This window comes from Micromonospora qiuiae (genome assembly GCF_016863555.1).
Taxonomy (GTDB): Bacteria; Actinomycetota; Actinomycetes; order Mycobacteriales; family Micromonosporaceae; genus Micromonospora; species Micromonospora qiuiae.
The window spans coordinates 100509-126648 of sequence record NZ_BOPC01000022.1 but is presented as its reverse complement, the minus strand read 5'-3'; the positions used below and the strand labels follow the sequence as shown (position 1 = coordinate 126648).

Below are 26140 nucleotides of genomic sequence, written 5' to 3'. Positions count from 1 at the left end.
CGCGCGGGGCCCCGCCCCCGGGGGCCAAACGGACAAAGGGTTTCCCTTGGTCCTCCTCCGGGCACCGTTGCGCCGGGACCGTGGCCCGCTCGCCGGGCCGCGGTCCCGGCGTGCGCTACGGTCTTACCGACCCGCCGCAGCGAAGCCGGTGCGAAACCGGCGCTGTCCCGCAACTGTGATGCCCCCAACGGGGGACGAGCCAGGTCGCCTGGGGCGGGTCGCGACTCGCGCTCTCGAGGAAGGGCGCCTCGCGGACGGGCGCACAGGCTCCCTGTCGGCGAAGCACCGCACTCCTCGACCGACAGGAGGACCGATGTCCAGACGTACCCCCCGGATCTTCGCCGCCACCCTCGCGGTGGCCGCGCTCGCCCTCGGTGCCTGCGTCGAGCGGACCACCGAGACACCCGCCGCCAGTGGCAGCCCGACCGCCGCCGCCTTCCCCGTGACCGTCGGGTCGCTGACCCTGGAGCAGCGCCCCGAGAAGATCGTCTCGCTGGCGCCGACGGCCACCGAGATGCTCTTCGCGATCGGCGCCGGTCCGCAGGTCATCGCCGTCGACGACCAGTCGAACTTCCCCGCGGACGCGCCCAGGACCGACCTCTCCGGCTACCAGCCCAACGCGGAGGCGATCGCTGCGAAGGACCCCGACCTGGTGGTGCTCAGCGACGATCGCAACAAGATCGTCGAGCAGCTCGGCGCGCTGAAGATTCCGGTCTACCAGACTCCGGCGGCGCAGACGCTCGACGACTCGTACCGGCAGCTCACCGAATTGGGCACGCTCACCGGCAACGCCACCGAGGCGGAGGACGTCGTCCAGCGGATGAAGGACGACATCGCGAAGCTGGTCGCCGAGGCGCCGCAGCGGGACAAGGCACTCACCTACTTCCACGAGCTGGGCCCGGAGCTGTACACCGCGACCAGTAAGACCTTCATCGGCTCGATCTACGCTCTCGCCGGCCTGGAGAACATCGCCGACGCGGCCGACGCCGACGGCAAGAGTGGCGGTTACCCCCAGCTCTCCCAGGAGGTGATCGTCCAGGCCAACCCGGACTTCGTCTTCCTCTCCGACGTCAAGTGCTGCCAGCAGAGCACCGCGACGGTCAAGGCGCGCAGCGGTTGGTCCGGCATCAACGCGGTCCGGAACGACCAGATCGTGGAGCTCGACGACGATGTGGCATCCCGCTGGGGGCCACGCGTGGTGGACCTGCTGCGGACCATCGTGGACGCCACCGCCAAGGCGTCCGAGTGACCGACGGCAGCCGTCGCGTGCCGGTTGCCGTTCGTTGCGTGCCGGCTGCTCGTTGCGCGTCGGTTGCCGTTAATAAGGGGCCCTTTCCATGCACCAGGCGTTAAAAAGGGGCCCTTCCTTCCCGCCGGCCGTGATCGTGCGGCCGGCGGGGCTGCGGAAGCGTTGGCTTGCGGTCGGTGCGTTCGCGGTGCTCGTCGCCCTGGTGGCCGGCGTTTCGCTCGGCCCGGTCAGCCTGCCGCCCGGCAGCGTCGCGATCGAACTGCTCAACCTACTGCCCGGGGTACGCCTGGACAGCGGGCTGACCGAGCGGGAGATCGCCATCGTCACCGAGTTGCGGCTGCCCCGGGTGGTGCTGGGCCTGCTGGTCGGTGGGCTGCTCGCCCTCGCCGGCGGCGCGTACCAGGGGGTGTTCCGTAACCCGCTGGCCGACCCGTACCTGCTCGGCGTAGCCGCCGGGGCCGGGCTCGCGGTCACCGTGGTGCTGACCCTCGGCGTCGGGTCGGGCGGGGCGCTGAGTGGGCTGCCGGTCACCATCCCGCTGGCCGCCTTCGTCGGATCGCTCGGCGCGGTCACGATGACGTACCTGCTCGGGGCGGCCGGCGGACGCAGCCGCTCGCCGGCCACGCTGATCCTGGCCGGGGTGGCCGTCTCCGCGTTCCTTTCCGCCGGGCAGACGTACCTGCTGCAACGTCACGCGGAGAGCATCCAGGCGGTGTACTCCTGGCTGCTCGGTCGGCTGGCCACCGCCGGCTGGCAGGACGTCCGGCTGGTGCTGCCGTACTTCCTGGTCACCAGCCTGGTCGTCCTGCTGCATCGGCGTGAGTTGGACGTGCTCTCGGTCGGCGACGACGAGGCGGGCAGCCTGGGCCTGCACCCGCAGCGGTCGCGGTACCTGCTGATCGCCGCGGCCTCGCTGGGCACCGCCGCCGCGGTCTCCGCCTCCGGCCTGATCGGCTTCGTCGGCATCATCGTGCCGCACACCGTCCGGCTGCTCGCCGGGTCGAGCTACCGGGTCATCCTCCCGCTGTCGCTGCTGTTCGGAGGTGCCTTCCTGGCCCTGACCGACGTGGTGGCGCGGACCGTCGCCGCACCGCAGGAGATTCCCATCGGGGTGGTCACCGCGCTGCTCGGCGGCCCCTTCTTCGTCCTGGTGCTGCGCACCGCCCGGCGGGTGTTGACATGATCCCGACGCCACCCGGCCCGGGGACCGGGACCGAAGCCGCCAAGATCGGGGCGCCGCCGGCCGTGGAGGTACGTGATCTGCACGTTCGGCTGGACGGCGTACCGATCCTCACCGGCGTCGACCTGACCGTGGCAGCGGGCGAGTGGGTCACCGTGATCGGCCCCAACGGCGCCGGCAAGTCGACCCTGCTGCGCGCCGTCGGTGGGCTGCTCCCCGCGCCGGATGCCGTCCGGATCTTCGGTACGCCCCTGGGGGCCCTGCGTCGCCGGGAGCGGGCGCGGGTGGTGGCCACGGTCGCCCAGTCCCCGGTGGTGCCGCCCGGGATGGCGGTGCTGGACTATGTGCTGCTCGGGCGTACCCCGTACATCCCGCCGCTCGGCCGGGAATCCGCCGCCGACCTGGCCGTCGTGGACGAGGTGCTGGGCCGGTTGGATCTGATCGATTTCCGCACCCGCGAGCTGGCCACCCTCTCCGGCGGGGAACGGCAACGGGTCTTCCTGGCGCGGGCGCTTGCGCAGGGCGCCACCCTGCTCCTGCTCGACGAGCCCACCAGCGCGCTGGACATCGGTCATCAACAGGAGGTCCTCGAACTGGTTGACCGGTTGCGCGGCCAGCACGGCCTGACCGTGCTGGCCACCATGCACGACCTCTCGATCGCCGGCGAGTACGCAGATCGGATGGTGCTGCTCGCCGCCGGCCGGGTCGCCGCCGCCGGCCCTCCCCGTGAGGTCCTCACCGAGCAGTTGCTCTCCCGCCACTACCGCGCTCACGTGAAGGTCATCCCCACCCCCCACGGTCCCCTCGTCCTCCCCACCCGCCCTGGCCGCCACCCCTGAACCCTCGCGATCTTGCAGTTTCTGCCTCCACATAAGACTTGAAACGGGGCAAACAAGCGACCAAAAGTGCAAGATCGGCGCGGTCAGGGGGTGAGGGCGATGAGGGAGAAGAGGGCGCCGTCGGGGTCGCGGAGGGCGGCGATGCGACCGGCGGGGACGTCCCTGGGCGGGACCAGAATGGTGCCGCCGAGTTCGGCGGCGTGCGCCGCGGTGGCGTCGGCGTCGGCAACCGAGAAGTACACGGTCCAGTAGGCCGGTGAGTCCGCCGGGAACTCGTCGCTCAGCGGCGGCATCATCCCGGCCACCATCCGGTCGCCGAGCCGCCACCCGGTGTACGCGACCTGCCCCATCGGCTCCTCCTCGGGCTGCCACCCGAAGACCAGCTCGTAGAAGGCCCGTGCCCCCTCGGGGTCGGGAGTGACCAACTCGGTCCAGCTCATCGCGCCGGGGACGTCGAAGACCTCGGCACCGGCGAAGGTCATCGGCTGCCAGACGCTGAACGCAGCGCCGGCCGGGTCGGTGAAGACCGCCATCCGGCCCCGGTCGAAGACCTCCAGCGGGGGCACCACCACCTGCCCGCCCGCCCGTTCCACCCGACTGGTGACCAGGTCGGCGTCGTCGGTGGCGACGTACGTCGACCAGATCGGCACCTGCTCCGGCACGGCTGGCGGGCCGACTCCGGCGACGGCCCGGCCGCCCAGCAGGAAGACCGTGTACCCGCCCGCCTCAGGTTCCGGCTCCACCCGACCGGTCCAGCCGAACAGCTCCGGATAGAACCGCCGTGCCGCGTCCAGGCCGGGTGTGGCCAGGTCGGCCCAGCAGGGCGTGCCCGACGGGACGCTGGCCACGGCCACCCCTTTCCGACCTCGGGCGGCCACCGTCCGGCCACCCTCCCCGGCATCGTGGCACCGCGTGCCCGTCGCCCGGGGGGCAAATGGGGCGAACGTCAGCTGAACCGGCGACCCTCGTCCCGCCGATACGCCCAGGCGGCGAGTGCGGCCAGCACCACGACCCAGACACCGAGCATGACCAGCGACCACGGGTTGACCGAGTGATCGCCGACAGCGGCCCACATCAACTCCACGGCGCCTCGGGTGGGCAGGTACGGCGCGATCGACTCGATGAAGCCGGGTGCGGCACCCGGAGCCGAGAGCAGTCCGCCGCCGAAGGCGAGCGGGAAGAAGACGAGCTGGGCCACCACGATCGCCGCCTTGCTCGGCAGCGCGTACCCGATGCTCAACCCCATCAGCGTGAACGGCACCGAGATCAGCCCCACGGTGGCCAGTGCCAGCAGAAACGCCCCCGGGGCGATCCGGGCCTCGGTCAGCGTCGCCGCGATGACCACCACGGGAATCAGCGACAGGTACGTGATGACCAGGCCGGCCGAGATCCGGCCGGCGAAGCGCGGCGCCGGCCCGGCGGGAAGCGTACGGGTGAACGGATCCCAGGGCTGCGCCCGATCCTCGGCGACGCCGATGCCGTACTGGAAGATGTTGGCGCTCATCACCGAGAAGGTGACCATCGAGGCGGTGGCGAAGGTAGCGCCGACCGGATCCTTGCCGCCGAACGGCACCACGAAGAAGAGCATCGCGGCGGCCGGGAAGAACGCGCTGCCGAAGATCGCGATCGGGATGCGGACCGTCTCCAGCAGTTGGTAGCGGGCATGGGTCAGGGCGAGTGGCACGGCGATCTCCTCAGGCGGATGCCGGCGCGGCGGCGGTGTCGGCAGTATCGGCGGTGTCGGCAGTATCGGCGGTGCCGGCGGTGGTGATGGCGAGGAACGCCTCCTCCAGCGAGGTCGGCCTCACCTCCAGGTCGCGGAACTCGATCCCGCTGGTGACCAGGTCCCGGACCAGTTGGTCGGCGTCGGAGGTGAGCAGATGGGTACGACCGTCGACCCGCTCGGTGCGGATCACACCGGGCAGCGGCGGCAGGTCGTCGGCCGTGAGGCTGACCCGGCGTACGCCGACGACCGCCCGGATCGCGTCGACGCTGTCGTCGGCCAGCACGCGGCCGTGGCCGATCACCACCACCCGCTGGGCCAGCGCCTCCACCTCCTCCAGGTAGTGGCTGCTCAGCAGCACCGTGCCGCCGTCGGCGTGGAACGTCCGGATCGCCTCCCACAGGGCGTGCCGGGCCTCCACGTCCAGGCCGGTGGTCGGCTCGTCGAGCACCACCAGCCCGGGTCGACCGACGAAGGCCAGCGCCACCGCGAGCCGGCGCTTCTGCCCGCCCGAGAGACCGCCCGTCTGCCGACGCACCAGCTCGCCGAGGCCGAACCGGTCCAGCAGTTCGCCGCGCGGGATCGGATCCGGGTAGTGGGCGGAGACAAAGTCGACCACCTCACCGACCCGCAGCGTGCCGGGCAGCCCGGTCTCCTGCGGGGTGACGCCGAGGCGACGCCGTCTCGTCGGGTCACGCGGGTCACCGCCGAAAAGCTCCACCCGCCCGGAGGTCGGGCGACGTAGCCCGACCAGCAGGTTGATCAGCGTGCTCTTCCCGGCGCCGTTCGGCCCCAGCAGGCCGACCACCTCTCCCGCCCGCACGTCGAGGTCGACCTGGTTCAGCGCGAGGGTGCTGCCGTAGCGGCGGCTGACCCGGTCAGCTCTGGCGAGGGTCACCGGCGCCTCCTTTCAGTTGTTCAGTACCGGTCTACCCGGTGGGCGCAAGCGGGGACCGGTCGAGCAGCGGTGCGGGCAGCGGCTCGGCGTGCAGCACCGACAGCCGGGACACGGCGCGGGTGAGCACCACGTACAGCCGGTGCAGCCCGCGCGGCTCGGCCGACACGATAGCGGCTGGCTCGACGACGATGACGTGGTCGTACTCCAGGCCCTTCACCAGGGTGGCCGGCAGCACCGCGACCCGCGCCGCGGGCCGCAGGTCGTCGGCGGTCGCGGTCTCGACGCCCGCCGCCGTCAGCGCCGCCCGCAACGGCGCCACCGCCTCGTCCTCGACGATCACCCCGACCGAGCCCTCGTGCGCCAGCGCCGCCCGGACCTCGGCCACCGTCGCCCCCGGAAGATCGGTGACGGTACGCACCACGAGCGCGCCGTCGCGGCGCAGCGACTCGGCCGGCGGTACGTCGACGGCGAGCGCCGGCAGCAGCCGGTTGGCGAAGGCGAGCACGGCTGCGGGCACCCGGAACCCGACCGTCAACGGCACCACGGCCGCGTCCGGCTTGCCCAGATGACGCAGAGTCTCCCGCCAGTCGGTGGCAGCCCACGGCGCGGTCGCCTGGGCCAGGTCACCGAGCAGGGTGAGCGATCCGTGCTCGCTGCGTCGGGCGATCACCCGGCACTGCATCGGGGAGAGGTCCTGCGCTTCGTCCACCACGACGTGCCCGTATCCGGCGGGGCGCTCGATCAGCCCGGCCGCCTCGTCGATCAGGACGGTGTCGGCAATCGTCCACCGGGTGGCCTTCGGTGTCCGTCCCAACTTCGTGCCGCCGCTCGCCCTGCCGGCCGTGCCCGCGCCGACATCCGCCCGGCCGGTGGCCCCGCCGGCCGTGTCCGTGCCGGTCGTGCCGGTGAGCAGGGCCTGTTCCTCCGGGGTGAGCAGCCCGTCGGCCGCGTCGGCGAGCCGGGCGGGGTCGGCGTACAGCGCGTGCACCAGGCTCTCCGGGGTGAGCGCCGGCCAGACGGAGTCCAGGAAGGTGGTGACCGGCTTCGACCGGCCCATCCGGCGCAGCCAGGCGTCGCTCGGCGACTCCGCCCGCCGGGTTTCGGCCTGTCGTTGCAGCAGGCCGACCACCCGGGCCCGGACCCGCTCCCGGCCCACGGCGTACGGCAGCTGCTCGGCCCGGGTCTGCTGCACCAGCCGGTGCAGCGGCTCCAACCCGATCCGCCAGCGGAACGAGCCGTCGGAGACGACGATCGCTTCGGTCGGCTCGCCGACGTACGCGTCCATTGCCCGGCGCAGCACCTCGGCCATCCGCGCGTCGTGCTTGACCACGGCCACCGCCGGTGGGTCCACCGCCCGCACCGCGACCCGGTCGACCAGATCCTCGACGGTGGCCTGCGCGACCTCCACCTCGCCGAGGGCGGGCAGCACCGCCGCGATGTACGCCAGGAAGGTCCGGTTCGGGCCCACGATGAGCACCTTCGACCGGCGCAGCCGTTCCCGGTGCGAATAGAGCAGGTACGCGGCCCGGTGCAGCCCCACCGCGGTCTTCCCGGTGCCCGGCGCCCCCTGCACGCAGATCGAGTCGGCCAGGTCGGCGCGGACCAGTTCGTCCTGCTCCGGCTGGATGGTGGCGACGATGTCGCGCATCGGTCCGACGCGGGGCCGCTCGATCTCCGCGGTGAGGAGCCGGCTGGCGGTGCCCAGTTCCTCGCCCTGATCCAAGCGCTCGTCCTCGAAGCTGGTCAGCGTCTCGTCGCTGAAGCCGAACCGGCGGCGCACCGCGAGGCCCTGCGGGTCGCGGGCGCTGGCCCGGTAGAACGCCCGGGAGACCGGCGCCCGCCAGTCGAGCACCAGCGGTTCGCCCTGCTCGTCGGTGACGTGCCGGCGGCCGACGTGGTACCGCCGCCCGGCGTGGTCGGCGTCCGCGTCGCCGAAGTCGAGCCGGCCGAAGAAGAGCGGAGTACGCGGATCGTCGACCAGTTCGGCCACCCGCCGGGCGAGATGTCGGCCGAGCTGTTCGGCCGTGTACGCGTCACCGGCGACCCTGTCACCGGTGACGAAGAGCGCCTCGGCGCGCTCCCGCATCCGGCGTAACGCCCTGCGGGAGATGTCCATGTGTTCGCGTTCGGCCTTGAGACCGGCGTCGAGGTCGGGTGCGGGCACGATGCGATTCCTCACGGAGGTTTCTGTTGTTCGCTCGCGTGTCCGGGGGCGGTTGGCCGTCGCCCGGCGCGGGGACGTCCGCTGCGGTGCGTGCTCACCGCGGCCGTCAGGCGACGGGGAATCCTACTCCGCGCAGCGGCGCCGGCAACCGCATTCTCTTCCTGAGCAGGGATCATGAGGAGATGACGGAGGCCCACCCCGAGCTGCCCCGGGTGACGATCAGCGACCCGCAGACGCTGCGGGCGCTCGCCCATCCGGCCCGGCTCGCGATCATGGAACATCTCGCGACGACCGAAGGCGCGGTGACCGCCACCGAGTGTGCCGAGGTGGCGGGGTTGTCCCCGAGCGCGACCAGCTACCACCTCCGGGCGCTGGCCCGGTTCGGGCTGGTGGAGGCGGCGCCGAGCCGGGGGGATGCCCGGGAACGGTTGTGGCGCAGCACGGTGCAGTCGTGGACGATCGACGCCGGCCAGGCTGCCGCCCCGTCGACCCGCGAGGCCGAGCGGAGCCTCGTCGAGGTCTTTCTGGCTCGCGAGCTGGAGCGCAGCCGCGACTGGTTGCGTCGGGCGCCGGACGAGCCGGAGGAGTGGTATCGGAACTCGATGCTCAGCGAGTCGTTGCTGCTGCTCACGGCCGAGGAGTTGGCCGAGGTGAACCGCGCGGTGCTGGAGGTGCTGCGGCCGTATCGCAAGCGGAGCCGGACCGATCCGCCGCCGGGTGCCCGCCGGGTGGCGATCCAGTACAAGGCGCTGCCGCTGGACTGAGGGCTTGTATCGACCAGATGTGAAGCATTACTTTCGAAGTATGTCTTTCATATCTGGCGGATCGCGCTGGTCGGACGTCGGCCTCGCCACCGCCGCCCGGGGCATCGCCACATGCGGCGACTTCCTCGCCGCCAGCACGCTGACGCTGACCCTCCAGGCGGCTGGTGCCGGTGGCATCGCCGTCGCCGGGGTGTTGCTGGCGGCCACCCTGCCGCTGGTGCTGTTCGCCCCGTTGACCGGGCGGCTCGCCGATCGGGTGGACAGCCGGATCCTGCTGACCAGTGCCGGCCTGGCCCAGTCGGTGATCTGCCTCAACCTGGCGTACGCCGGGCACCCGCTGCTGGTCATCGGCCTGGTCGCGCTGCTCGCCACCGGCCTGGCGGTCACCCAGCCGGTGCTCTCCGCCCTGATCCCCGCGATGGTGCGTCCCGTCGACCTGCCTCGGGCGGTCGCGCTCAACCAGACCGCCGGCATGCTGGGCGCGCTCGCCGGTCCGGCCCTGGCCGGTTTCCTGGTGGGGTGGTTCGGCAGTCGGGTGCCGCTGTTGGTGGGCGCGGTGAGCTACCTCGCGCTCGTGGTCGCCGGGCTGCTCATCCGCACTCGTCGGGGCGGCGCCCGGCCTGCCACATCGGTATCGGCTGACACCTCGATGCCGGCCGTTGCGGATGCGAGCGCGGCCAACTGGCGGTTGCGCCGGGACCCACTGCTGGTGGCGATGGTGGCCACCCTGGCCGGGGTGGTTTCGGCGGTTGGGGCGATCAACGTTGTCGAGGTCTTCTACATCCGGGAGACCCTCGGCGCCTCCGCCGCCGTCTACGGCCTGGTGACCGGGGCCTGGACGCTGGGCATGCTCTGCGGTGCCTGGATCTTCGCCCGGCTGGCCCGGCGGTTCACCGACGACGCCACCCTGATCCAGGGCGGTCTGCTCCTGCTGGCCGGCTGCTGCGTGATGGTGCTGGTCTCGGTGACGGTGCCGGTGGCGCTGCTGCTGGTGCCGATCTGGTTGCTCGGCGGCGTGTGCAATGGCGGCGACAACGTCTTTCACAACGTGGTGGTGGCCCGGCGGGTGCCGGAGGCCGTACGCGGACGCGCTTTCGCCGCGATCGGCGCGGCCGTGCAGGGCGCGGCGATGGTCGGTTACCTCATCGGCGGGCTGCTGCTGGAGGTGAACGAGCCCCGGCCGCTGATCGTCGGCTGCGGGGTGGCCGGGCTGCTGGTGCTGCTCGGCTTCGTCCGGCCGGTTCGGCGGGCGATCCGGCTCGAACGGAGCCGTGTCGCCGCGATGTCGCCGGCTGCGGGGTTGGCCACTTCAGTGCCGGCCCGCTGAGCAGGTCACGGGCGGCGGAGATACGGTCAGGGAATGGTCGAGCGCGTCGCCCGCCCCCGGGTCGGGCACATCCAGTTCCTGAACTGCCTGCCGATCTACTGGGGGTTGATGCGCTCGGGTGCACTGCTCGACGTCGATCTGCACAAGGACTCACCGGACCGGCTGAACGCCGCGCTGGTCGCCGGTGACCTGGACATCGGCCCGATTTCCCTGGTCGAATATCTGCGCCACGCCGACGAACTGCTGCTCCTGCCCGACCTGGCGGTCGGCAGCGACGGTCCGGTGCTGTCGGTCAACCTGGTGAGCACCAGGCCGCCGGCCGAGCTCGACGGTGCCCGGGTGGCGCTCGGCTCCACCTCACGGACCGGGGTGCTGCTCGCCCAACTGCTGCTCCGCGAGCGGTACGACGTCCGGCCGGACTACTTCCGCTGCCCGCCGGATCTGACCCAGATGCTGCTGGAGGCGGACGCCGGAGTGCTCATCGGCGACGTGGCCCTGCGCGCTCTCTACGAGGCACCCCGCCGCGGGCTGGCCGTGACCGACCTGGGGCAGGCCTGGCGGGAGTGGACCGGGCTGCCGATGGTCTTCGCCGTCTGGGCGGTCCGCCGCGACTTCGCCGCTGCCCATCCCGGCCTGGTCAAGGAGGTGCACGAGGCGTTCCTGCGCTCGCGTGACCTGTGCCTGGCCGAGCTCGACCAGGTCGCCGAGTCGGCGGCCCGCTGGGAGTCCTTCGACGCGGCCACCCTCGCCTCGTACTTCCGGGCGCTGGACTTCTCGCTCGGCGACCGCCAGGTCGCGGGCCTGCGCGAGTTCGCCCGCCGCGCCGCCGCCCTCAACGAAACCCCCGCCCTCCCCCCCACCGGCCCCCTCTTCTTCCCCCACTGACCATCCACCCCACCCCCCCACCCCCACCCCCCCACCCCCACCCCCACCCCCACCCCTTACCCCCGCCTCCCTGCCCCGCGATCTTGCACTTTGGGTCGCCGTTACGCGGCTTATGCCCTAAATGCGGCGACGGAAAGTGCAAGATCGGCGGGCAAGGGGAGGGGGAAGAGGGGGAGGGGGAGGGCGGGGTGGTGGGGGTGGGGAAGGGGAAGGGGTTAGGGGCGGGTGAGGAGGGACTCGGTGATGGTTTGGCAGTTGTCCATGCCGTACTGGTAGCCCTTGTTGATGGGGTAGCGGAGCATCACGCCCATCGTCCAGGTGTCGCCGATGGCGAGGCAGTTGACGTGGATCTCCTGCTCCCGTGTGCGGTCGACCCAACCGTTCTTGATGGCGATCTTCTTGGCCTGGGCGGCCGGGAACGCCTTGCGGATGCCGAAGTCGCCGGCCCCGCGTACCAGCCGCATCTCGTTGAGCAGCCACTTGGTCCACTTCGGGCCGGCGGCGGTGCCCTCGGCGATGCAGTTGCCGAGCCGGGCGGTGTCACGGGGGGACAATTCGGTACGGCTCCAGCCGAGATCGCTGGAGACCTTGCTGTCGGTCAGGTCGCAGATCGACAGCAGCCGTTTGATCGAGGCGGACCGGCCGATCTGGGTGTAGAGCTGCTCCGTACGTTCGTTGTCGCTGTCCCTGATGATCCTCGTCAGGTCGTCCAGCTTCGCGTTGCTCGGGGTCTGCCCGGCGTCGGCGGTGCGACGCAGGTAGTCCGCCACGATCCAGGCCTTGATCAAGGATGCGGTGGTGTTGGTCTCGGCCATGTTCTTCGAGCCGATGATCTCACCTGAGCGTCGGTCCAGGACGCTCCAGCCGTACCAACCGTCGATGTCCAGGTCGAGCTTCTTCGCTTCGAACGGCAGCGGTTCGGGCTCGGGCGACGGACTCGGCGACGGCGACGGCCGGCTGCTGCGGTCGGTGAGGCTGCCGGTGCGCCCGGCCGGTGACTCCCCCCGACCCCAATCGGCAACGGCGGTGGATTCGAACGGCGAACCGGGCAACAGACGCAACGAGACCAGGACCAGTCCGATCAGCACGCAGGCGATGGCGATGAGACGTAACGGTGATGTCTCGCCCTCACGGCCGCCGCGGCCCCGGGCGGCCATCAGAGCTTCCCGATCGGCGGCTGCGGCACCTTGAGGGCGCCGCCGGGCTGTGGGGTCACGAGTTGGGACGCGACACTGGCGCAGACGTCCGATCCGTAGTCGAGCCCGCTGCTCTGCGGGTAACGCAGCATCACTGCGAGACTCCACTTCTCAGTCACTGCGAGGCAGTTGACGTGCCAGTTGCCGTCGTAGTTGAGGGGCGTCCAACCGTTCTTGATGCTCACCGGACCCTGACTGGTGATCGACTCGGGTAGACCGTCGATGATGCCCCACCTGCCGCCGCCGGATTGAAGATGCTGGTCCGAGGCGGCGGTGCTGCCGCGTACCTTGCTCATCTCGGCGAGCACCCACTTGGTCCACTTCCGGCCGGCGGCCTTGCCGTCGGCGATGCAGTCGCCGAGCCGAACAGCGTCGCGCGGAGACATCTGGGTGAAGCTCCACCAACCCTCGTAGCCGGGGACGTTGCCCCGCTTGGTGTCGGTGAGGTCGCAGATTTTGATCGCCCGTTGCATCACCGGCCCGAGCTTGCCGCCGGCTGGCACCGCGTACGAGCCGCCGGCGGCCGAGTAGACGCGGTTGGTGGCCTCGTCGTCGCTGTCCCGGATGGCCCGGCTGGCCGCCTTCTTCAACGACTCCGGCGGCTCCTTGTCGCCGAGTTGGCGCAGGTAGTCGGCGACGATCCAGGCCTTGATCATCGATTCGGTCGAACTGGTGTCGGCCAGGTTCTTGGAGCCGGAGATCTTGCCCGACTCGCGTTCCATCAGCGCCCAGGAGAAGAACTCACCCTTGAAGTTCACCGAGACTTTGCCGGCTGCGAGGGTCGGTGGCGGCGGAGGCTCGGGGGTGGGCACGGCGACGGTCTCCTGGCGGGCGGCCGCCGCGCCGGCGGAGAGCCGGGCGTACGCCGCCGGCACCAGCATGGCGCCGCCGAGCAGGACCGCCGTGACGGCGAACACCAGGATCACGCGAGATCGCATGAGCGGGTGAGCTCCAGATATTCAGGGCCGGGGGGACCGGCTTGCTGCCAGGACTGACCGGTGGGGATCGCCTCGGACCAAGGGGGAAGCCGGTCAGCCCGGCAATCGTCTTCAGCCGATCGGTATGACGTGGGAAGTCTACGTGCGGATTGGCGACGCGTCAGGATCCGGCACCGGGCAAATCGCCGTCAAGGCGGGACAACCGGCCGCTATGCGTTGGTTGCGAGGATTCGCCGCCTTCTGGTGACCCAAGTCATAGCGAGGTGGAGCTACAGCAGGCTACTGGATGGTGACGATCTGCGCTCTTCTAATGCTGTGACACCCCCTGGCATGTTTATGTCTCAGCTGTAACACTAAGGGCATGTACGGCAATGATTCCCCGGGCGAGGACGTGCCCGGCGATCTGCTCAGCGAGGTCGAGGCTGCGGAGGCGGCGCTGCGCGCCGCTGCGGAGCGGGATCGCGGCGCGGCCGACCCGGGCGCGGATTTGGCCGCCTACTTCGCTGAGATCATCGCCGCCGACCAGAAGATCGAGCCGCGCGACTGGATGCCGGAGCGCTACCGCCGGACGCTGATCCGGCAGATCGCCCAGCACGCCCACTCGGAGATCATCGGCATGCAGCCGGAGGGGAACTGGATCAGCCGTGCCCCGTCGCTCAAGCGCAAGGCGATCCTGCTGGCCAAGGTACAGGACGAGGCGGGCCACGGCCTCTACCTCTACGCCGCCGCCGAGACCCTCGGCGTCAGCCGGGACGAACTGGTCGAGCTCCTGCTGGACGGTCGACAGAAGTACAGCTCGATCTTCAACTACCCCACCCTCACCTGGGCCGACGTCGGTGCCATCGGGTGGCTGGTGGACGGCGCGGCGATCGTCAACCAAGTCCCGCTCTGTCGCTGCTCGTACGGCCCGTACGCCCGCGCCATGATCCGGGTCTGCAAGGAGGAGTCGTTCCACCAGCGGCAGGGCTACGAACTCCTGCACACCCTGGCGCACGGCACCCCGGCGCAGAAGGCGATGGCGCAGGACGCGGTGGACCGCTGGTGGTACCCGTCGTTGGCCATGTTCGGCCCCCCGGACAGCGACTCCACCCACTCCGCCCAGTCGATGGCCTGGAAGATCAAGCGCTTCTCCAACGACGAGTTGCGCCAGCGCTTCGTCGACATGTGCGTCGGCCAGGCGGAGGTGCTCGGGCTGACCATCCCCGACCCGGATCTGCGCTGGAACGACGAGCGGGGCGCGTACGACTTCACGCAGCCCGACTACGACGAGCTGATGCGGGTCATCTCCGGTGACGGGCCGTGCAACCGGCAGCGGATGGCCCACCGCCGGCGCGCCCACACCGAGGGCGCCTGGGTACGCGAGGCCGCCGCGGCGTACGCGGCAAAGCAGCGGAGCAGGGAGAAGGTAACGGCGTGAGTCAGGAATCCTCACCTCTCTGGGAGGTCTTCGTCCGGGCCCGGCGCGGGCTCGCGCACAGCCACGTCGGCAGTCTGCACGCGCCCGACGCCGAGGTCGCCCTGCGCAACGCCCGCGATGTCTACACGCGTCGCCAGGAGGGAGTGTCGATCTGGGTGGTGCCGGCGGGCGCGATCACCGCCTCCAGCCCGGACGAGAAGGACGCCTTCTTCGACCCGGCTGCCGACAAGGTCTACCGCCACCCCACCTTCTACGAGGTGCCAGAAGGGGCAGCCCACCTGTGAGCGCGAGGAGTGAGCCAGGTTTGCGAGCCCCGCGGTCGCGAACGGAGATGGCCCTGTGAGCGGTCCCTTCGCCTTCACCCTCGCTCTCGGCGACGACGCGCTGATCGCGGCGCAGCGGCTGGCCGAGTGGACCACCCGGGCGCCGGAGATGGAGGAGGACATCGCGCTGGCCAACATCGCCCTCGACCAGCTCGGCTCGGCGCGGCTCCTGCTGACGTACGCGGGCGAGCTGGAGGGCGCCGGCCGGGACGAGGATGCGCTGGCGTTTCTCCGCGACGACCGCGAGTTCCGCAACTGCCTGCTGGTCGAGCTGCCCAACGGCGACTTCGCGGTGACCATGGCGAAGCTGCTCGCCCTGTCGGCGTACCAGCTTCCGCTCTACACCGCGTTGGCCGGCTGTGCCGACGAGCGGCTGGCTGCGATCGGCGGCAAAGCACGCAAGGAGTCCGCGTACCACCTGGACCACGCGGCGCTCTGGGTGAAGCGGCTGGGCGACGGGACCGAGGAGTCGCACCGGCGGATGCAGGCCGGCATCGACCAGGTCTGGCCGTACGTCCACGAGTTGTTCGCCGCGCAGCCGGAGGCACCGGTCGACCCGGCCACCCTGCGGGGCGAATTCGACGCCACCGTCGCCGCCGTGCTCGCCGAGGCCACGCTCGCCGCGCCGCAGTCCGGCTGGACACCGGCCGGCGGGCGGGACGGAGTGCACACCGAACACCTGTCGTACCTGCTCGCGGAGATGCAGGTGCTGCACCGCGCCCATCCCGGGGCACGCTGGTGAGCAACGCTTTCCAGGTGGTGGCGGCGGTGGTGGATCCGGAGATCCGGGTGGTCACCATCGCCGATCTCGGCATCCTGCGAGCAGTCGAGGAGGACCCGGTGACGGGCCGGGTCGTGGTGACCATCACCCCCACCTACACCGGCTGCCCGGCGATGGACGTCATCCGGGCCGATATCCGGCGCGCGCTGGCCGCCGCCGGTCACCCCGACGCCGAGGTGCGTACGGTGCACAGCCCAGCCTGGAGCACCGACTGGATCACCGACGCCGGGCGGGCCAAGCTGGCCGCCGCCGGCACCGCCCCGCCGGCCCCGGTCCGGCGCGACGGGGTCGTACCGTTGACTCTGTCCGTCCGTTGCCCCCGCTGCGGCTCGCCGGAGACCGAGCAGCTCAGCCGCTTCGGCTCCACCGCGTGCAAGGCACTCTGGCGCTGCCGCGCATGCTCCGAACCCTTCGACCAGGTGAAGACGCTGTGACTGTCACCATCACCCGCCCGGTCCGCCGCCGGCCGGTGTTCCATCCGCTGCCCGTCACCGCCGTGGACCGGCTCACCTCCGATGCCGTCGCGATCACCTTCGCGGTGCCCGAGGAGCTGCGTCCGGCCTTCGCGTTCCGCGCCGGCCAGCACCTGACGGTGCGCCTGCCCGTCGGAGCCGGCGGCACGACCGGTGCGGACAGCCTCGCCGGCACCGCCGCCACGGGTGCCACCGGCACGGGCGGCACCGCCGACAGTGCCAGCACGGGCGGCACCGCGGGTTCCGGTGGCGAGGACGTGCGCCGCTCGTACTCCATCTGCTCCACCCCCGACGAGTTGGCCCGACACGGCCGGCTGCGGATCGGTGTGCGGGAGATTCCCGGCGGGGCCTTTTCCTCCTTCGCCTGCAAGGCGCTGCGGTGCGGAGACACCGTCGAGGTGCTGCCGCCGCTGGGGCACTTCACCACGGCGTACCGGCCGGACCGGGTCCGCCGCTACGGCGCGGTCGTCGCCGGTTCCGGCATCACGCCGGTGCTGTCGCTGGTCGCCACTGTCCTGGCCGTCGAGCCGGCCAGCACCTTCACCCTGGTGTACGGCAACCGCACGGTCAACAGCGTGATGTTCGCCGAGGAACTGGCCGACCTGAAGGACCGCTACCCGGCCCGGCTGCATCTGGTGCACGTGCTCTCCCGCGAGCAGGGCGAGTCACCCCTGCTGTCGGGCCGGATCGATGCCGAGCGGCTGGGCCGGCTACTGGACACCATCGTGCCCGGCGACGCGATCGAGGAATGGTTCCTCTGCGGCCCGTACGGGATGGTGGTGGACGCTCGCGCGGTGCTGACCGCGCGGGGCGTGGCGGAGTCGGCGGTGCACACGGAGCTGTTCCACGTCGACGCCCCGCCGGAGCCGGTCCGCCGCCCCGATGAGGCGATCAGCGGCACGGACGTGACGATCGTGCTGGACGGACGCTCGTCGAACTTCACCATGCGCCGGGACGAGCGGGTGCTGGACGCGGCGCTGAAGGTCCGCAGCGAGCTGCCGTACGCCTGCAAGGGCGGGGTCTGCTCGACCTGCAAGGCGAAGGTGGTCACCGGCGAGGTGACGATGGCCCGCAACTACGCCTTGGAGCCGGACGAGGTGGCCGCCGGCTATGTCCTGACCTGCCAGTCCAGCCCGCTCACCGACACCCTCACCATCGACTACGACGCGTGACCCGCGTTTGCGTCACCGTTTCGCCGTGACGGCGGTGTCCCGACCGCTTGGACACCGCCGTACCGAGGAAACGCAGTCGATTGCGGTCCAGTAGGTCAGGTCGGAGTGGTGCTCGGTCAGCGTCACCCGTTCGCCGCACGCCTCCTCGATCAGCTTCACGGCGTCGTCCAGGTGGGCCGGGTAGTGGTCCCAGTCCGTGTCGCGGAACAGGTGCAGGCCGGCCTCGCCCCGGTCGTCGCCGAGCGCTTCGGCAGCCTCCGGTGACACCAGTACCACCGTGTAGCGGGCCGCCTCGATCTCCGCCTCCGACGGCTGCGGCTGGTCGGGGCCCGGGCATCGGCGGAACCGCTCGATCACCGACGGGATCGGCCCCGGCGAGTCGGCCGGGTCGTACGGTTGAAGCCAAATTGGCTGATGTGCCTTCCGGATGTGTCGCTCCACAGACGACTCCTGCCGATGACAGCGAAGGAAAGCAACGTTGCTTGCAACGGTTGCGGATCGGCGAGATCAAGTCACCGCCGAGTCGGCGCGGCTCGTTGCGCACGGAGCACGAACGGGAGTGAGCCGTGATTATCGATGTCGAGCTGTCGGGCGCGGCCTGGCGCAAGTCCAGCCGCAGCGGCTCCAACGCCAACTGCGTCGAGGTGGCCGAGCTGACCCGGGCGGTCGCCATACGCGATTCCAAAGACCCGATCGGCCCGGTGCTGGCTTTCGAACACCCGGCCTGGGCATCCTTCGTCGCCGCCTTCGGGCGGCGCGGCTGAGCGGCCCGCAGCGGCCCTACTCCTTGTTGCGGTTTGGCGGGGCATGTTCGTTCTGGGCTGACGGCCATGCCGTAGAGGTCGAGTGGATCATCATTCCGGCTACCGCCCTTGTCCGGGGAGGGAGAGCCTGCCTGCGCCTTGGCTGCACGCAGGAGGCGATTTTTGCCAAGACTCGACGAAATGGCAGCGATGCCGACGCTCATGGGTGCGGTAGCGTGGACATGTGCTGATCAGGTTCGAGGCTAGCAACTACCGGTCGATCTCCAGGGGCATCGAGCTGTCGATGGTGGCTGTGGACCGAGAGCGGGAAGCAGCTCGGGACTACCCACACATCGGGGAGAGCCTGCTGACGCTGGCAGCGGTCTATGGCCCGAACGCGTCCGGAAAGTCGAACGTCGTCAGCGCGCTTGCCTGGTTGCGTGATGCGGTCGAAGATTCGCATCGTTTCTGGGAGGACGAGATTCCGCTGGAACCTTTCGTGCTTGGAGCGGGTGCGGCCGGATCCAGCGAATTTGTGCTCGACGCCACGGTCGATGGAGTGCGCTTTGAGTATGTTGTGGAGCTTGACCGAGAACGAATCCTGTACGAGGGTCTTTTCCACTATCCAGCGAAGAAGCGCCGCCGAATCTTCGAACGCGAAGGTGTCGAGTTGAAGCTGCAGCGTGGCCTTGGTGGCTTGTCGGGCACGCGTGAGTTGCTGACCGAAAGAACGCTGGTTCTTTCTGTCGCGCGACGCTTCGATGAGCCGTTGGTGTCGGACTTTGCTGGACAGTTATTGCGTTTCCAGGTGCTTGGCCAGGTGCCTGGGCGAGCTGATGCTGGAAATTTTTCCCCCGACGGCCGACGAAGGCTTAGGACAGTCGCATTCGGCGGGTCGAATACCCATTCTTGGTTCGACGGCCCGGATGTCGATCAACCATCACTTCTTTCACCTGCGGATGACGAAGAGGCAGGATGGTCTACCCTGAGTAGACGACAGCGGGCGCTTGCCCTGCTGCGCCTCGCCGATCTCGGGATTGAAGATGTCGTAATCGACGAGCAGAAAGTAGTCTACCCCGGTTCTGGTCAGGCGATGACTCAGCGTAGGTTGCGTCTTGTTCACAGATTTGGCGAAAGCTCCATGCCGCTCGACTTTATTGCCGAGTCGGAAGGAACGAGGACCTGGTTCGGGCTGATCGGGCCGGTGTTGACCGCGTTGCAGGCAGGATCGGTCGTCATCTTCGACGAGCTGGACGCCAGCCTCCATCCGACGCTTTCGGCCGAGTTGTTGCGCATTTTCCGCAGCCCGGTCACAAATCCGAATGGCGCTCAGCTCATCTTCACCTCTCACGACACCAGCCTGCTCAATCACCTCAACCGGGACGAGGTGTGGTTTACCGAGAAAGGGCTCGACGGTGCGACCCGCCTCGGCGCACTTGCCGACTTCGGAAGTGAACGGGTGCGCAAGTCGCAGAATCTCGAGAAAGCCTATCTGCATGGACGATTCGGCGCGCTGCCCTTTGTTGATCAGGCAGAGTTGCTGCGAGCGCTCGGTCTGATCGGCTGATCGCGATGACGCAGCGCCGACGCGGGGCAAGGTCTATTTCGCGTACTGTCGCCCGTCGCCCGGAACTCCGCACGATTGTGGTGTTTTGTGAGGGGAAGAATTCTGAGCCCGACTACGTCAACGGATTGAAGAGGCTTCCGGAGATTGTAGATAACACTGCCCTCAATCTAGAAATCCATCCTGAGCAAGGGGTGCCGCTGACTTTGGTCAAGATGGCCGCCGAACGGCTGGCCGACCCGGAGGTGGATGAATGCTGGTGCATTTTTGACGTAGAGTGGCCGAAAAATCACCCGAACCTGTTCGCTGCCAAGCAGCTTGCGCAGGCAAAAGGTGTTGGCTTGGTCATCTCGAACCCGTGCTTCGAGGTCTGGCTCATCCTGCACCACCGCGATTTGACAAAGTTCGTCAGCACCGCCGAGGCCGAGAGTATGAGCCGCAAGCTGGACGGGCGGGCCGGAAAGAGCGTAGACAGCGCAATCTATATGCCGCTACGGAAGCAGGCGGTTCGTCGCGCCGAACTCCTCGAGCGGCGGCATGCGCGAAACGATACTTCCTTCCCCGACGATAATCCGTCATCTGGAATGCACCACTTCCTTCGCGCGTTGGAGCAACGATGAAAGCCCCACGGGGCTTTGAGGCCTTGAAGGGGAGTGGGTCACAGGCCAGGAGCGCCCTCGGTGGCGCACCGAGGCTCGGCGTAGGCTCGGGGGCGTGATGGTCAGCCGGGAGATCGAGGACATCCTGCAGCGTGGCGCGGACGGTGGGCGGATCACGCCCGAGGAGGCGCTGCTGCTCTACACCGACGCGCCCTTCCACGCCCTCGGCGAGGCGGCCGACGCGGTACGGCGTCGCCGATACCCGGACAACATCGTCACGTACCTGATCGACCGCAACATCAACTACACCAACGTCTGCGTGACGGCGTGCAAGTTCTGCGCGTTCTACCGGGCGCCGAAGCACAAGGAGGGGTGGACCCACCCCACCGAGGAGATCCTGCGCCGCTGCGGCGAGGCGGTCGAGCTGGGCGCCACCCAGGTGATGCTCCAGGGCGGCCACCACCCGGACTACGGCGTGGAGTACTACGAGGAGCTCTTCTCCTCGGTCAAGAAGGCGTACCCGCAGCTGGCCATCCACTCGATCGGGCCGAGCGAGATCCTGCACATGGCCAAGGTGTCCGGGGTGAGCCTGGACGAGGCCATCGCCCGGATCAAGGCCGCCGGGCTGGACTCGATCGCCGGCGCCGGCGCCGAGATGCTGCCGGAGCGCCCCCGCAGGGCGATCGCGCCGCTGAAGGAGTCGGGCGAGCGCTGGCTGGAGGTCATGGAGCTGGCGCACCGGCAGGGCATCGAGTCGACCGCGACGATGATGATGGGCACCGGCGAGACCGCCGCCGAGCGGATCGAGCACCTGCGGATGATCCGCGACGTGCAGGACCGCACGCGGGGCTTCCGGGCCTTCATCCCGTGGACGTACCAGCCGGAGAACAACCACCTCAAGGGCCGGACCCAGGCGACCACCCTGGAATACCTGCGCCTGGTGGCGGTGGCCCGGCTGTTCTTCGAGACCGTGCCGCACCTGCAGGCGTCCTGGCTGACCACGGGCAAGGACGTCGGCCAGCTCGCGCTGCACCTGGGCGTCGACGACCTCGGCTCGATCATGTTGGAGGAGAACGTCATCTCCTCGGCCGGTGCCCGGCACCGGTCCAATCTGCACGAGCTGATCGGGATGATCCGCACCGCCGACCGGATCCCCGCCCAGCGGGACACCCTCTACAACCGGCTGGCCGTGCATCACACGCCCGCCGATGACCCGACCGACGACCGGGTGGTCTCGCACTTCTCCTCGATCGCGCTGCCCGGCGGTGGGGCCGCCCGTTCGCTGCCGCTGGTCGAGGCGAGCTGACCCAGACCCGGCAGACTACTGACCGTTACCGCTGGCGCGACATCGCGTCAGCGGTGTGAATCCCTGCTGTGGTCAGCCAAACGGCTAGGCGAATCATCCATCCGGTTTGAAGCATCGGCCGGCTCGACGCGCCGACGGGCGCGGCAGGGTAACAAGACCCGTCAATCGGACAATCCTTAAGTGGCCATTAGCAGAGCAGCTTGTAACGGTTGTGAATCGGGGTGGCGGGAGTGATCGTGGGCGGCTAACGTCCCCGCCCGTACGCTTCCATTCACCCCACGGGGGAGACCATTCCATGATCTTCCGTAACCGCCGCGCTGTCAGCGTGGCTGCGGCCGCGCTGCTCGCCTCGGGCGCCTTCACCGCCCTGGGCGCGCCGGCCCACGCCGCTGGCACCGAGACCGACCTGGCGGTCACCGCGGCCGGCACCCGGGTCACCTCCGGCGTCGCGGGCAAGGTTGGCTGGGTCAAGATCGCCAACCAGGGTGAGGGCACGCCGAGCAAGGTCCTCCTGAAGGTCGACACATCCAAGGTGGACGCGGCCAAGCTCGCGCTGGAAGTCTTCACCGACGAGGGCGAACTGTGCCGTCCCACGAGCGACCGGACCTCGGGGCTGTTCTCCTGCGAACTCGCCGCGATCCCCGGGCCGGGCGAGACGACCGAGGTTCCGTTCGTCCTGTTCAAAGCCACTGAAAAGGTCACCGAGCCGTACCGCGCCCCGGTGACGATCAGCATCGAGTCGGCCGACGACACCGACGACAGCAACAACAGCGTCGACGTGGACGTCGAGTTGACCCCGGAGAGCGGCGTCGACCTGGGCGTCTGGGTTCCTGACGTGAAAACCCGCTTCGACCTCGACACCTTCGAGGAAGGCCCGCTGCGTCCCGGCGACACCGCCGTCATCTACAGCCAGGTCATCAACCAGGGCGACCGGATCGCCAAGGGCGTCAAGCTGACCTACCAGCTGCCGAAGGGGGTCTCCTTTCTTCCGATCGAGGGCTGCGAGGTCAGCGCCGACGAGCGCAACGCCGTCTGCGTGGACAAGAACTTCCCGTTCGAGCCGGACACGATCCTGATCCTTCCGCTGCTGGTCGAGGTGAGCGAGGACGTCGAGGCTCCGGTCACGCTGAAGAACGGCTCGCTGGAGGCCACCTCCTTCGGCGTGATCTCGATCGACGCCCAGGTGACCCAGCAGCAGAAGAACCGCAAGCCGGCCTTCGCGAAGGCCGAGGTGCGCTCCGCTGAGGACCCGGAGTTCGCCGACCTCGACCCGTCCGACAACGTGGACGATTTCGCGGTGATCGTCTCCGCGCCGAGCGACGGTGGCGGGGGCGGTGGCGGCCTGCCGGTCACCGGCGTGCAGGCCGGCCTGATCGGTGCGGTCGGCGCGGGCGTCGTGCTCGCCGGTGTGGCGATGTTCCTGGTCGCCCGCCGTCGCCGGGTGGTCGTGGTCGCCCCCGCAGACGAGAAGACCAACGACTGAGGTTCGTCCTCTATCGGCCCCCACGGGCCGTTTACATAACGCAAGGCAGTGCGGGCGGGATGGGTCACCATCCCGCCCGCACTGTGTGGTGGGCGGGACCCGCCGACCCTGGGCGCGCGGGGCCGGAGGGCGGGCTGGCAGAGTGGAGGAGTGAGCCGTACCCCGCAGGGCCAGCGCGCCAGCCTGGACAAGCAGCCGCACGAGGTCGCCGCGATGTTCGACGGTGTCGCGGCCCGATACGACCTGACCAACACCGTCCTCTCCTTCGGACAGGACCGGTTCTGGCGGAGGGCCACCCGGGCCGCGCTCGAACTGCGTCCCGGTGACCGGGTGCTCGACGTGGGCGCGGGCACCGGTGTCTCCACCGAGGAGCTTTCCCACTCCGGGGCGTACGCGGTCGGCGCCGACCTGTCGCTCGGCATGCTGTACGCCGGCAAGCGGACCCGACCTGACGTGCCGTTGCTGGCCGGGGACGCCCTGCGGCTGCCTTTCGCCGACGCCAGCTTCGACGCTGTGACCATCTCCTTCGCGTTGCGCAACATCAACGACACCGATGCGGCGCTGCGCGAGCTGGCTCGGGTGACCCGGCCGGGTGGCCGTCTGGTGATCTGCGAGTTCAGTACCCCGGTCAATCCCGCCTTCCGCACCGTCTATTTGTCGTACCTGATGCGTTCCCTGCCGGCGGTGGCGCGGACCGTCTCCAGCAACCCCGATGCGTACGTCTACCTCGCCGAGTCGATCCGGGCCTGGCCGGATCAGCCCGCCCTGGCGGCGCGGGTGGGCGCGGCCGGTTGGCGCCGGGTGGCGTGGCGCAACCTGAGCGGTGGAGTGGTGGCCCTGCATCGCGCGATACGGGCCTAAATCCGACATTCGCCCCCGATGGGCTGATTTGGCCCTTTTGCCGGCGTAGGCTGGCCAGCATGACGGATCCGAGGGATGTGGCCACCGGCGATGCCGCTGAGTTGGTGGATCAGCTCCGGGAGTTGGCCGGCGTGGATCCTGCCGAGGTGCGCCAGGTGGTCTCCGAGGTGCTCGCGGCCCTCGACCGCGCGGCCGGCGGCGCGTTGCGCGAACACCTTCCGGAGACCATCCGCGCCGGTCTCGACGCCGTCAGCCCCACGCGTGGCTGACGAGCCGCCACCACGCGACGCGCCCTTCCCGTCGGACCGGCAAACCGAATATGATCAACATGGGAGGCGGCGAACCGGAGGAGGTTGCGCTGCCCGAGTGGCCTCCAGGTGCCGTATCTGGAGGCGATTCCGTCTGCCCCCAGCAGGTTAGGTTGCCCTAACAAGACGAGCGTACGGCGTTGGCATAGACTCGTCCCGGCTGGCTTGTGAACCATTTCACGAGCATGCGGGGAGGAGGCGCGGATGACCGCGGTGGAGAACGACGCCGACGTGATCGTCGTGGGCGCCGGTCCCGGTGGTTCGGCGACCGCGTACCACCTGGCGCGACACGGCGTGCGCGTGCTGCTGCTGGAGAAGACCGAGTTCCCCCGGGAGAAGGTCTGCGGTGACGGCCTGACCCCGCGTGCGGTGCGACAGCTCGTCCGGATGGGCGTGGACACCTCGCCCGAGGCGGGCTGGCTGCACAACCGTGGCCTGCGGGTGATCGGCGGCGGCGTCCGGCTGGAGCTGGACTGGCCGGATCTCGCGAGCTTCCCGAACCACGGTCTGGTGCGCACGCGGCTGGACTTCGACGACCTGCTCGCCCGGCAGGCCGTGAGCGCGGGCGCGGCTCTGCGTACCCGGGTCAACGTCATCGGCCCGGTGCTCGACGGCGACGGCCGGGTGATCGGGGTGCAGGCCGAGGAGGGCCCGGACAAGGCCCCCGCCACCTTCCACGCGCCGATCGTGGTCGCCGCTGACGGCGTCTCGGGCCGATTCCCGCTCGCCCTCGGACTGGCCAAGCGGGAGGATCGGCCGATCGGCGTGGCGGTGCGGCGCTACTACCGCTCCGAGGTCCGCCACGACGACGACTACCTGGAATCCTGGCTGGAGCTGCGGGCCAAGGGCACCGGCGAGCTGCTGCCCGGGTACGGCTGGATCTTCGGTCTCGGCGACGGCCGGGTCAACGTCGGCCTCGGCATCCTCAACTCGTCGTCGGCCTTCGGGAAGACCAACTACCGGCGGTTGCTCTCCGACTGGTTGGCCAACACACCGCCGGAGTGGGGGATGGCCGACGAGGCGAACGCCGAGGGGTCGATTCTCGGCGCGGCGCTGCCGATGGGCTTCAACCGGGTGCCGCACTACACCCGTGGGGTGATGCTGGTCGGCGACTCCGGTGGGATGGTCAACCCGTTCAACGGCGAGGGCATCGCGTACGCGATGGAATCCGGCGAACTGGCCGCGGAGATCGCGGTGCAGGCGCTGGCTCGACCGGCCGGTGCCGAGCGGGAGCGGGCGCTGATGGCGTACCCGCAGGAGCTGAAGACCCGGTTCGGCGGCTACTACCGGCTGGGCGGGATCTTCGTGAAGCTGATCGGCCGGCCGGAAATCATGCGCGTGGCGACGAAGCACGGCATGCCCCATCCGACGCTGATGCGCTTCGTGCTCAAGCTGCTGGCCAACCTCACCGACCCCCGTGGCGGTGACGCGATGGACCGGGTGATCAACGCGATGACCCGGGTGGCGCCAGCGGTCTAGGCGCAAGGTCGACCCCGCCGACCGCTGCCGGCTGGGATGTGAATAGTGTGAATTTCGCCAAGAACGAGGGCAGGGAAGGACGAGCAGGAGAAGAAGATGTCGCTCTCGCCTTACGTACCCATCATCGGGCTGTTCGCCCTCGCCGCGGCCTTCGCGCTGTTCTCGATAGCCGCCGCCCGGTTCACCGGACCGCGTCGATACAACAAGGCCAAGCTCGAAGCCTACGAGTGTGGGATCGAGCCCAGCCCGCAGCCGATCGGCGGGACCCGGATCCCGGTCAAGTTCTACCTGACGGCGATGCTCTTCATCGTCTTCGACGTGGAAATGATCTTCCTGTACCCGTGGGCGGTCTCCTTCAACGCCCTACCGCTGTTCGGGTTCGTGGCCATGTTGGTGTTCATCGGTGCGGTCTTCGTCGCGTACGCCTACGAGTGGCGGCGCGGCGGCCTGGACTGGGACTGAGAGGGG

At 69.8% G+C, this 26140-nt stretch carries 26 protein-coding genes, 2 pseudogenes and 1 riboswitch; of the genes and pseudogenes, 21 read left to right on the top strand and 7 right to left on the bottom strand.

Annotation, left to right across the window (positions count from 1 at the left end; genetic code table 11):
* Positions 1-144: 144 nt before the first annotated feature.
* Positions 145-204, top strand: a riboswitch (cobalamin riboswitch).
* 109 nt (positions 205-313) lie between these two features.
* The 3 genes from Vqi01_RS08575 to Vqi01_RS08565 all read left to right on the top strand — a co-directional run bounded on the left by Vqi01_RS08575 (position 314) and on the right by Vqi01_RS08565 (position 3268).
* Complete coding sequence (locus Vqi01_RS08575) at positions 314-1249, top strand: ABC transporter substrate-binding protein (protein WP_204034087.1); 936 nt, start codon at positions 314-316, stop codon at positions 1247-1249.
* An 88-nt stretch (positions 1250-1337) separates the two neighbouring features.
* Positions 1338-2432, top strand: a complete 1095-nt coding sequence (locus Vqi01_RS08570; protein WP_204034086.1) for a FecCD family ABC transporter permease — start codon at positions 1338-1340, stop codon at positions 2430-2432.
* Positions 2429-3268, top strand: coding sequence for an ABC transporter ATP-binding protein (locus tag Vqi01_RS08565; protein WP_204034085.1), 840 nt, complete (start codon positions 2429-2431; stop codon positions 3266-3268). The genes Vqi01_RS08570 and Vqi01_RS08565 overlap by 4 nt, the downstream gene beginning before the upstream one ends.
* A gap of 83 nt (positions 3269-3351) precedes the next feature.
* On the opposite strand, the gene Vqi01_RS08560 is transcribed toward Vqi01_RS08565, so the two are convergent.
* The 4 genes from Vqi01_RS08560 to Vqi01_RS08545 all read right to left on the bottom strand — a co-directional run bounded on the left by Vqi01_RS08560 (position 3352) and on the right by Vqi01_RS08545 (position 8005).
* The gene (locus Vqi01_RS08560) at positions 3352-4116 is read right to left on the bottom strand and encodes a VOC family protein (protein ID WP_204034084.1); all 765 of its coding nucleotides are present in this window, start codon (positions 4114-4116) and stop codon (positions 3352-3354) included.
* A gap of 98 nt (positions 4117-4214) precedes the next feature.
* Positions 4215-4952 (bottom strand): ABC transporter permease, encoded by a 738-nt coding sequence (locus Vqi01_RS08555; RefSeq protein WP_204034083.1) that lies wholly within the window; start codon positions 4950-4952, stop codon positions 4215-4217.
* A gap of 10 nt (positions 4953-4962) precedes the next feature.
* On the bottom strand, positions 4963-5889 hold the full coding sequence (locus Vqi01_RS08550) for an ABC transporter ATP-binding protein (RefSeq protein WP_239098256.1): 927 nt from the start codon (positions 5887-5889) through the stop codon (positions 4963-4965).
* A 31-nt stretch (positions 5890-5920) separates the two neighbouring features.
* Positions 5921-8005, bottom strand: a complete 2085-nt coding sequence (locus tag Vqi01_RS08545; protein WP_204034134.1) for a HelD family protein — start codon at positions 8003-8005, stop codon at positions 5921-5923.
* A 230-nt stretch (positions 8006-8235) separates the two neighbouring features.
* Here Vqi01_RS08545 and Vqi01_RS08540 point away from each other — a divergent pair, with 230 nt between their 5' ends.
* The 3 genes from Vqi01_RS08540 to Vqi01_RS08530 are packed head-to-tail and all read left to right on the top strand — an operon-like array spanning position 8236 to position 11029.
* Entirely contained in the window at positions 8236-8817 is a 582-nt protein-coding gene (locus Vqi01_RS08540; RefSeq protein ID WP_204034082.1) for an ArsR/SmtB family transcription factor, read from the top strand.
* A 40-nt stretch (positions 8818-8857) separates the two neighbouring features.
* Positions 8858-10144, top strand: a complete 1287-nt coding sequence (locus tag Vqi01_RS08535; RefSeq protein ID WP_204034081.1) for an MFS transporter — start codon at positions 8858-8860, stop codon at positions 10142-10144.
* A gap of 33 nt (positions 10145-10177) precedes the next feature.
* Complete coding sequence (locus tag Vqi01_RS08530) at positions 10178-11029, top strand: menaquinone biosynthetic enzyme MqnA/MqnD family protein (protein WP_204034080.1); 852 nt, start codon at positions 10178-10180, stop codon at positions 11027-11029.
* A gap of 215 nt (positions 11030-11244) precedes the next feature.
* Here the strand turns inward: Vqi01_RS08530 and Vqi01_RS08525 are convergent, their stop codons facing one another.
* Positions 11245-12186 carry a serine hydrolase gene (locus Vqi01_RS08525; protein WP_204034078.1) on the bottom strand — a complete coding sequence of 314 codons (942 nt, stop codon included), beginning with the start codon at positions 12184-12186 and terminating at the stop codon, positions 11245-11247.
* Entirely contained in the window at positions 12186-13163 is a 978-nt protein-coding gene (locus Vqi01_RS08520; protein WP_204034077.1) for a hypothetical protein, read from the bottom strand. Before Vqi01_RS08520 ends, Vqi01_RS08525 begins: the two co-directional genes overlap by 1 nt.
* Positions 13164-13524: 361 nt before the next feature.
* Between Vqi01_RS08520 and paaA the strand changes: the two genes are divergently transcribed.
* The 6 genes and pseudogenes from paaA to Vqi01_RS08495 all read left to right on the top strand — a co-directional run.
* Positions 13525-14580: a 1,2-phenylacetyl-CoA epoxidase subunit PaaA gene (gene paaA / locus Vqi01_RS08515; protein WP_204034076.1), complete on the top strand. Its 1056-nt coding sequence runs from the start codon at positions 13525-13527 to the stop codon at positions 14578-14580.
* Positions 14577-14864: a 1,2-phenylacetyl-CoA epoxidase subunit PaaB gene (gene paaB, locus Vqi01_RS08510; protein WP_204034075.1), complete on the top strand. Its 288-nt coding sequence runs from the start codon at positions 14577-14579 to the stop codon at positions 14862-14864. The genes paaA and paaB overlap by 4 nt, the downstream gene beginning before the upstream one ends.
* A 55-nt stretch (positions 14865-14919) precedes the next feature.
* Positions 14920-15645 (top strand): 1,2-phenylacetyl-CoA epoxidase subunit PaaC, encoded by a 726-nt coding sequence (gene paaC, locus Vqi01_RS08505; RefSeq protein ID WP_204034074.1) that lies wholly within the window; start codon positions 14920-14922, stop codon positions 15643-15645.
* The gene (gene paaD, locus Vqi01_RS08500; protein ID WP_204034073.1) at positions 15642-16118 is read left to right on the top strand and encodes a 1,2-phenylacetyl-CoA epoxidase subunit PaaD; all 477 of its coding nucleotides are present in this window, start codon (positions 15642-15644) and stop codon (positions 16116-16118) included. Before paaC ends, paaD begins: the two co-directional genes overlap by 4 nt.
* A pseudogene (locus tag Vqi01_RS31775) lies at positions 16115-16282 on the top strand (phenylacetic acid degradation protein); the annotation flags it as partial. The gene paaD and the pseudogene Vqi01_RS31775, both read left to right, overlap by 4 nt.
* A gap of 123 nt (positions 16283-16405) precedes the next feature.
* Positions 16406-17329, top strand: a pseudogene (locus Vqi01_RS08495) (2Fe-2S iron-sulfur cluster-binding protein); the annotation flags it as partial.
* Positions 17330-17341: 12 nt separating this feature from the next.
* On the opposite strand, the gene Vqi01_RS08490 reads toward Vqi01_RS08495, so the two are convergent.
* Entirely contained in the window at positions 17342-17770 is a 429-nt protein-coding gene (locus Vqi01_RS08490) for a hypothetical protein (protein WP_204034071.1), read from the bottom strand.
* A 128-nt stretch (positions 17771-17898) separates the two neighbouring features.
* Here Vqi01_RS08490 and Vqi01_RS08485 point away from each other — a divergent pair, with 128 nt between their 5' ends.
* The 9 genes from Vqi01_RS08485 (at position 17899) to Vqi01_RS08445 (ending at position 26134) form a co-directional block, all read left to right on the top strand.
* Entirely contained in the window at positions 17899-18093 is a 195-nt protein-coding gene (locus tag Vqi01_RS08485; RefSeq protein WP_204034133.1) for a DUF397 domain-containing protein, read from the top strand.
* 223 nt (positions 18094-18316) lie between these two features.
* Entirely contained in the window at positions 18317-19639 is a 1323-nt protein-coding gene (locus tag Vqi01_RS08480) for an AAA family ATPase (protein ID WP_204034070.1), read from the top strand.
* Positions 19640-19644: 5 nt separating this feature from the next.
* Complete coding sequence (locus tag Vqi01_RS08475) at positions 19645-20256, top strand: RloB family protein (protein ID WP_204034068.1); 612 nt, start codon at positions 19645-19647, stop codon at positions 20254-20256.
* A gap of 94 nt (positions 20257-20350) precedes the next feature.
* Complete coding sequence (gene mqnC / locus Vqi01_RS08470; RefSeq protein WP_204034066.1) at positions 20351-21541, top strand: cyclic dehypoxanthinyl futalosine synthase; 1191 nt, start codon at positions 20351-20353, stop codon at positions 21539-21541.
* Between the two features lie 295 nt (positions 21542-21836).
* On the top strand, positions 21837-23024 hold the full coding sequence (locus Vqi01_RS08465; protein WP_204034064.1) for an LPXTG cell wall anchor domain-containing protein: 1188 nt from the start codon (positions 21837-21839) through the stop codon (positions 23022-23024).
* 150 nt (positions 23025-23174) lie between these two features.
* On the top strand, positions 23175-23885 hold the full coding sequence (locus Vqi01_RS08460; RefSeq protein WP_204034062.1) for a demethylmenaquinone methyltransferase: 711 nt from the start codon (positions 23175-23177) through the stop codon (positions 23883-23885).
* A gap of 59 nt (positions 23886-23944) precedes the next feature.
* Positions 23945-24154 (top strand): DUF2267 domain-containing protein, encoded by a 210-nt coding sequence (locus Vqi01_RS08455; RefSeq protein ID WP_204034061.1) that lies wholly within the window; start codon positions 23945-23947, stop codon positions 24152-24154.
* A gap of 243 nt (positions 24155-24397) precedes the next feature.
* The gene (locus Vqi01_RS08450; protein WP_204034060.1) at positions 24398-25672 is read left to right on the top strand and encodes a geranylgeranyl reductase family protein; all 1275 of its coding nucleotides are present in this window, start codon (positions 24398-24400) and stop codon (positions 25670-25672) included.
* A gap of 96 nt (positions 25673-25768) precedes the next feature.
* On the top strand, positions 25769-26134 hold the full coding sequence (locus Vqi01_RS08445; RefSeq protein WP_204034059.1) for an NADH-quinone oxidoreductase subunit A: 366 nt from the start codon (positions 25769-25771) through the stop codon (positions 26132-26134).
* The last annotated feature ends 6 nt before the right edge of the window (positions 26135-26140 follow it).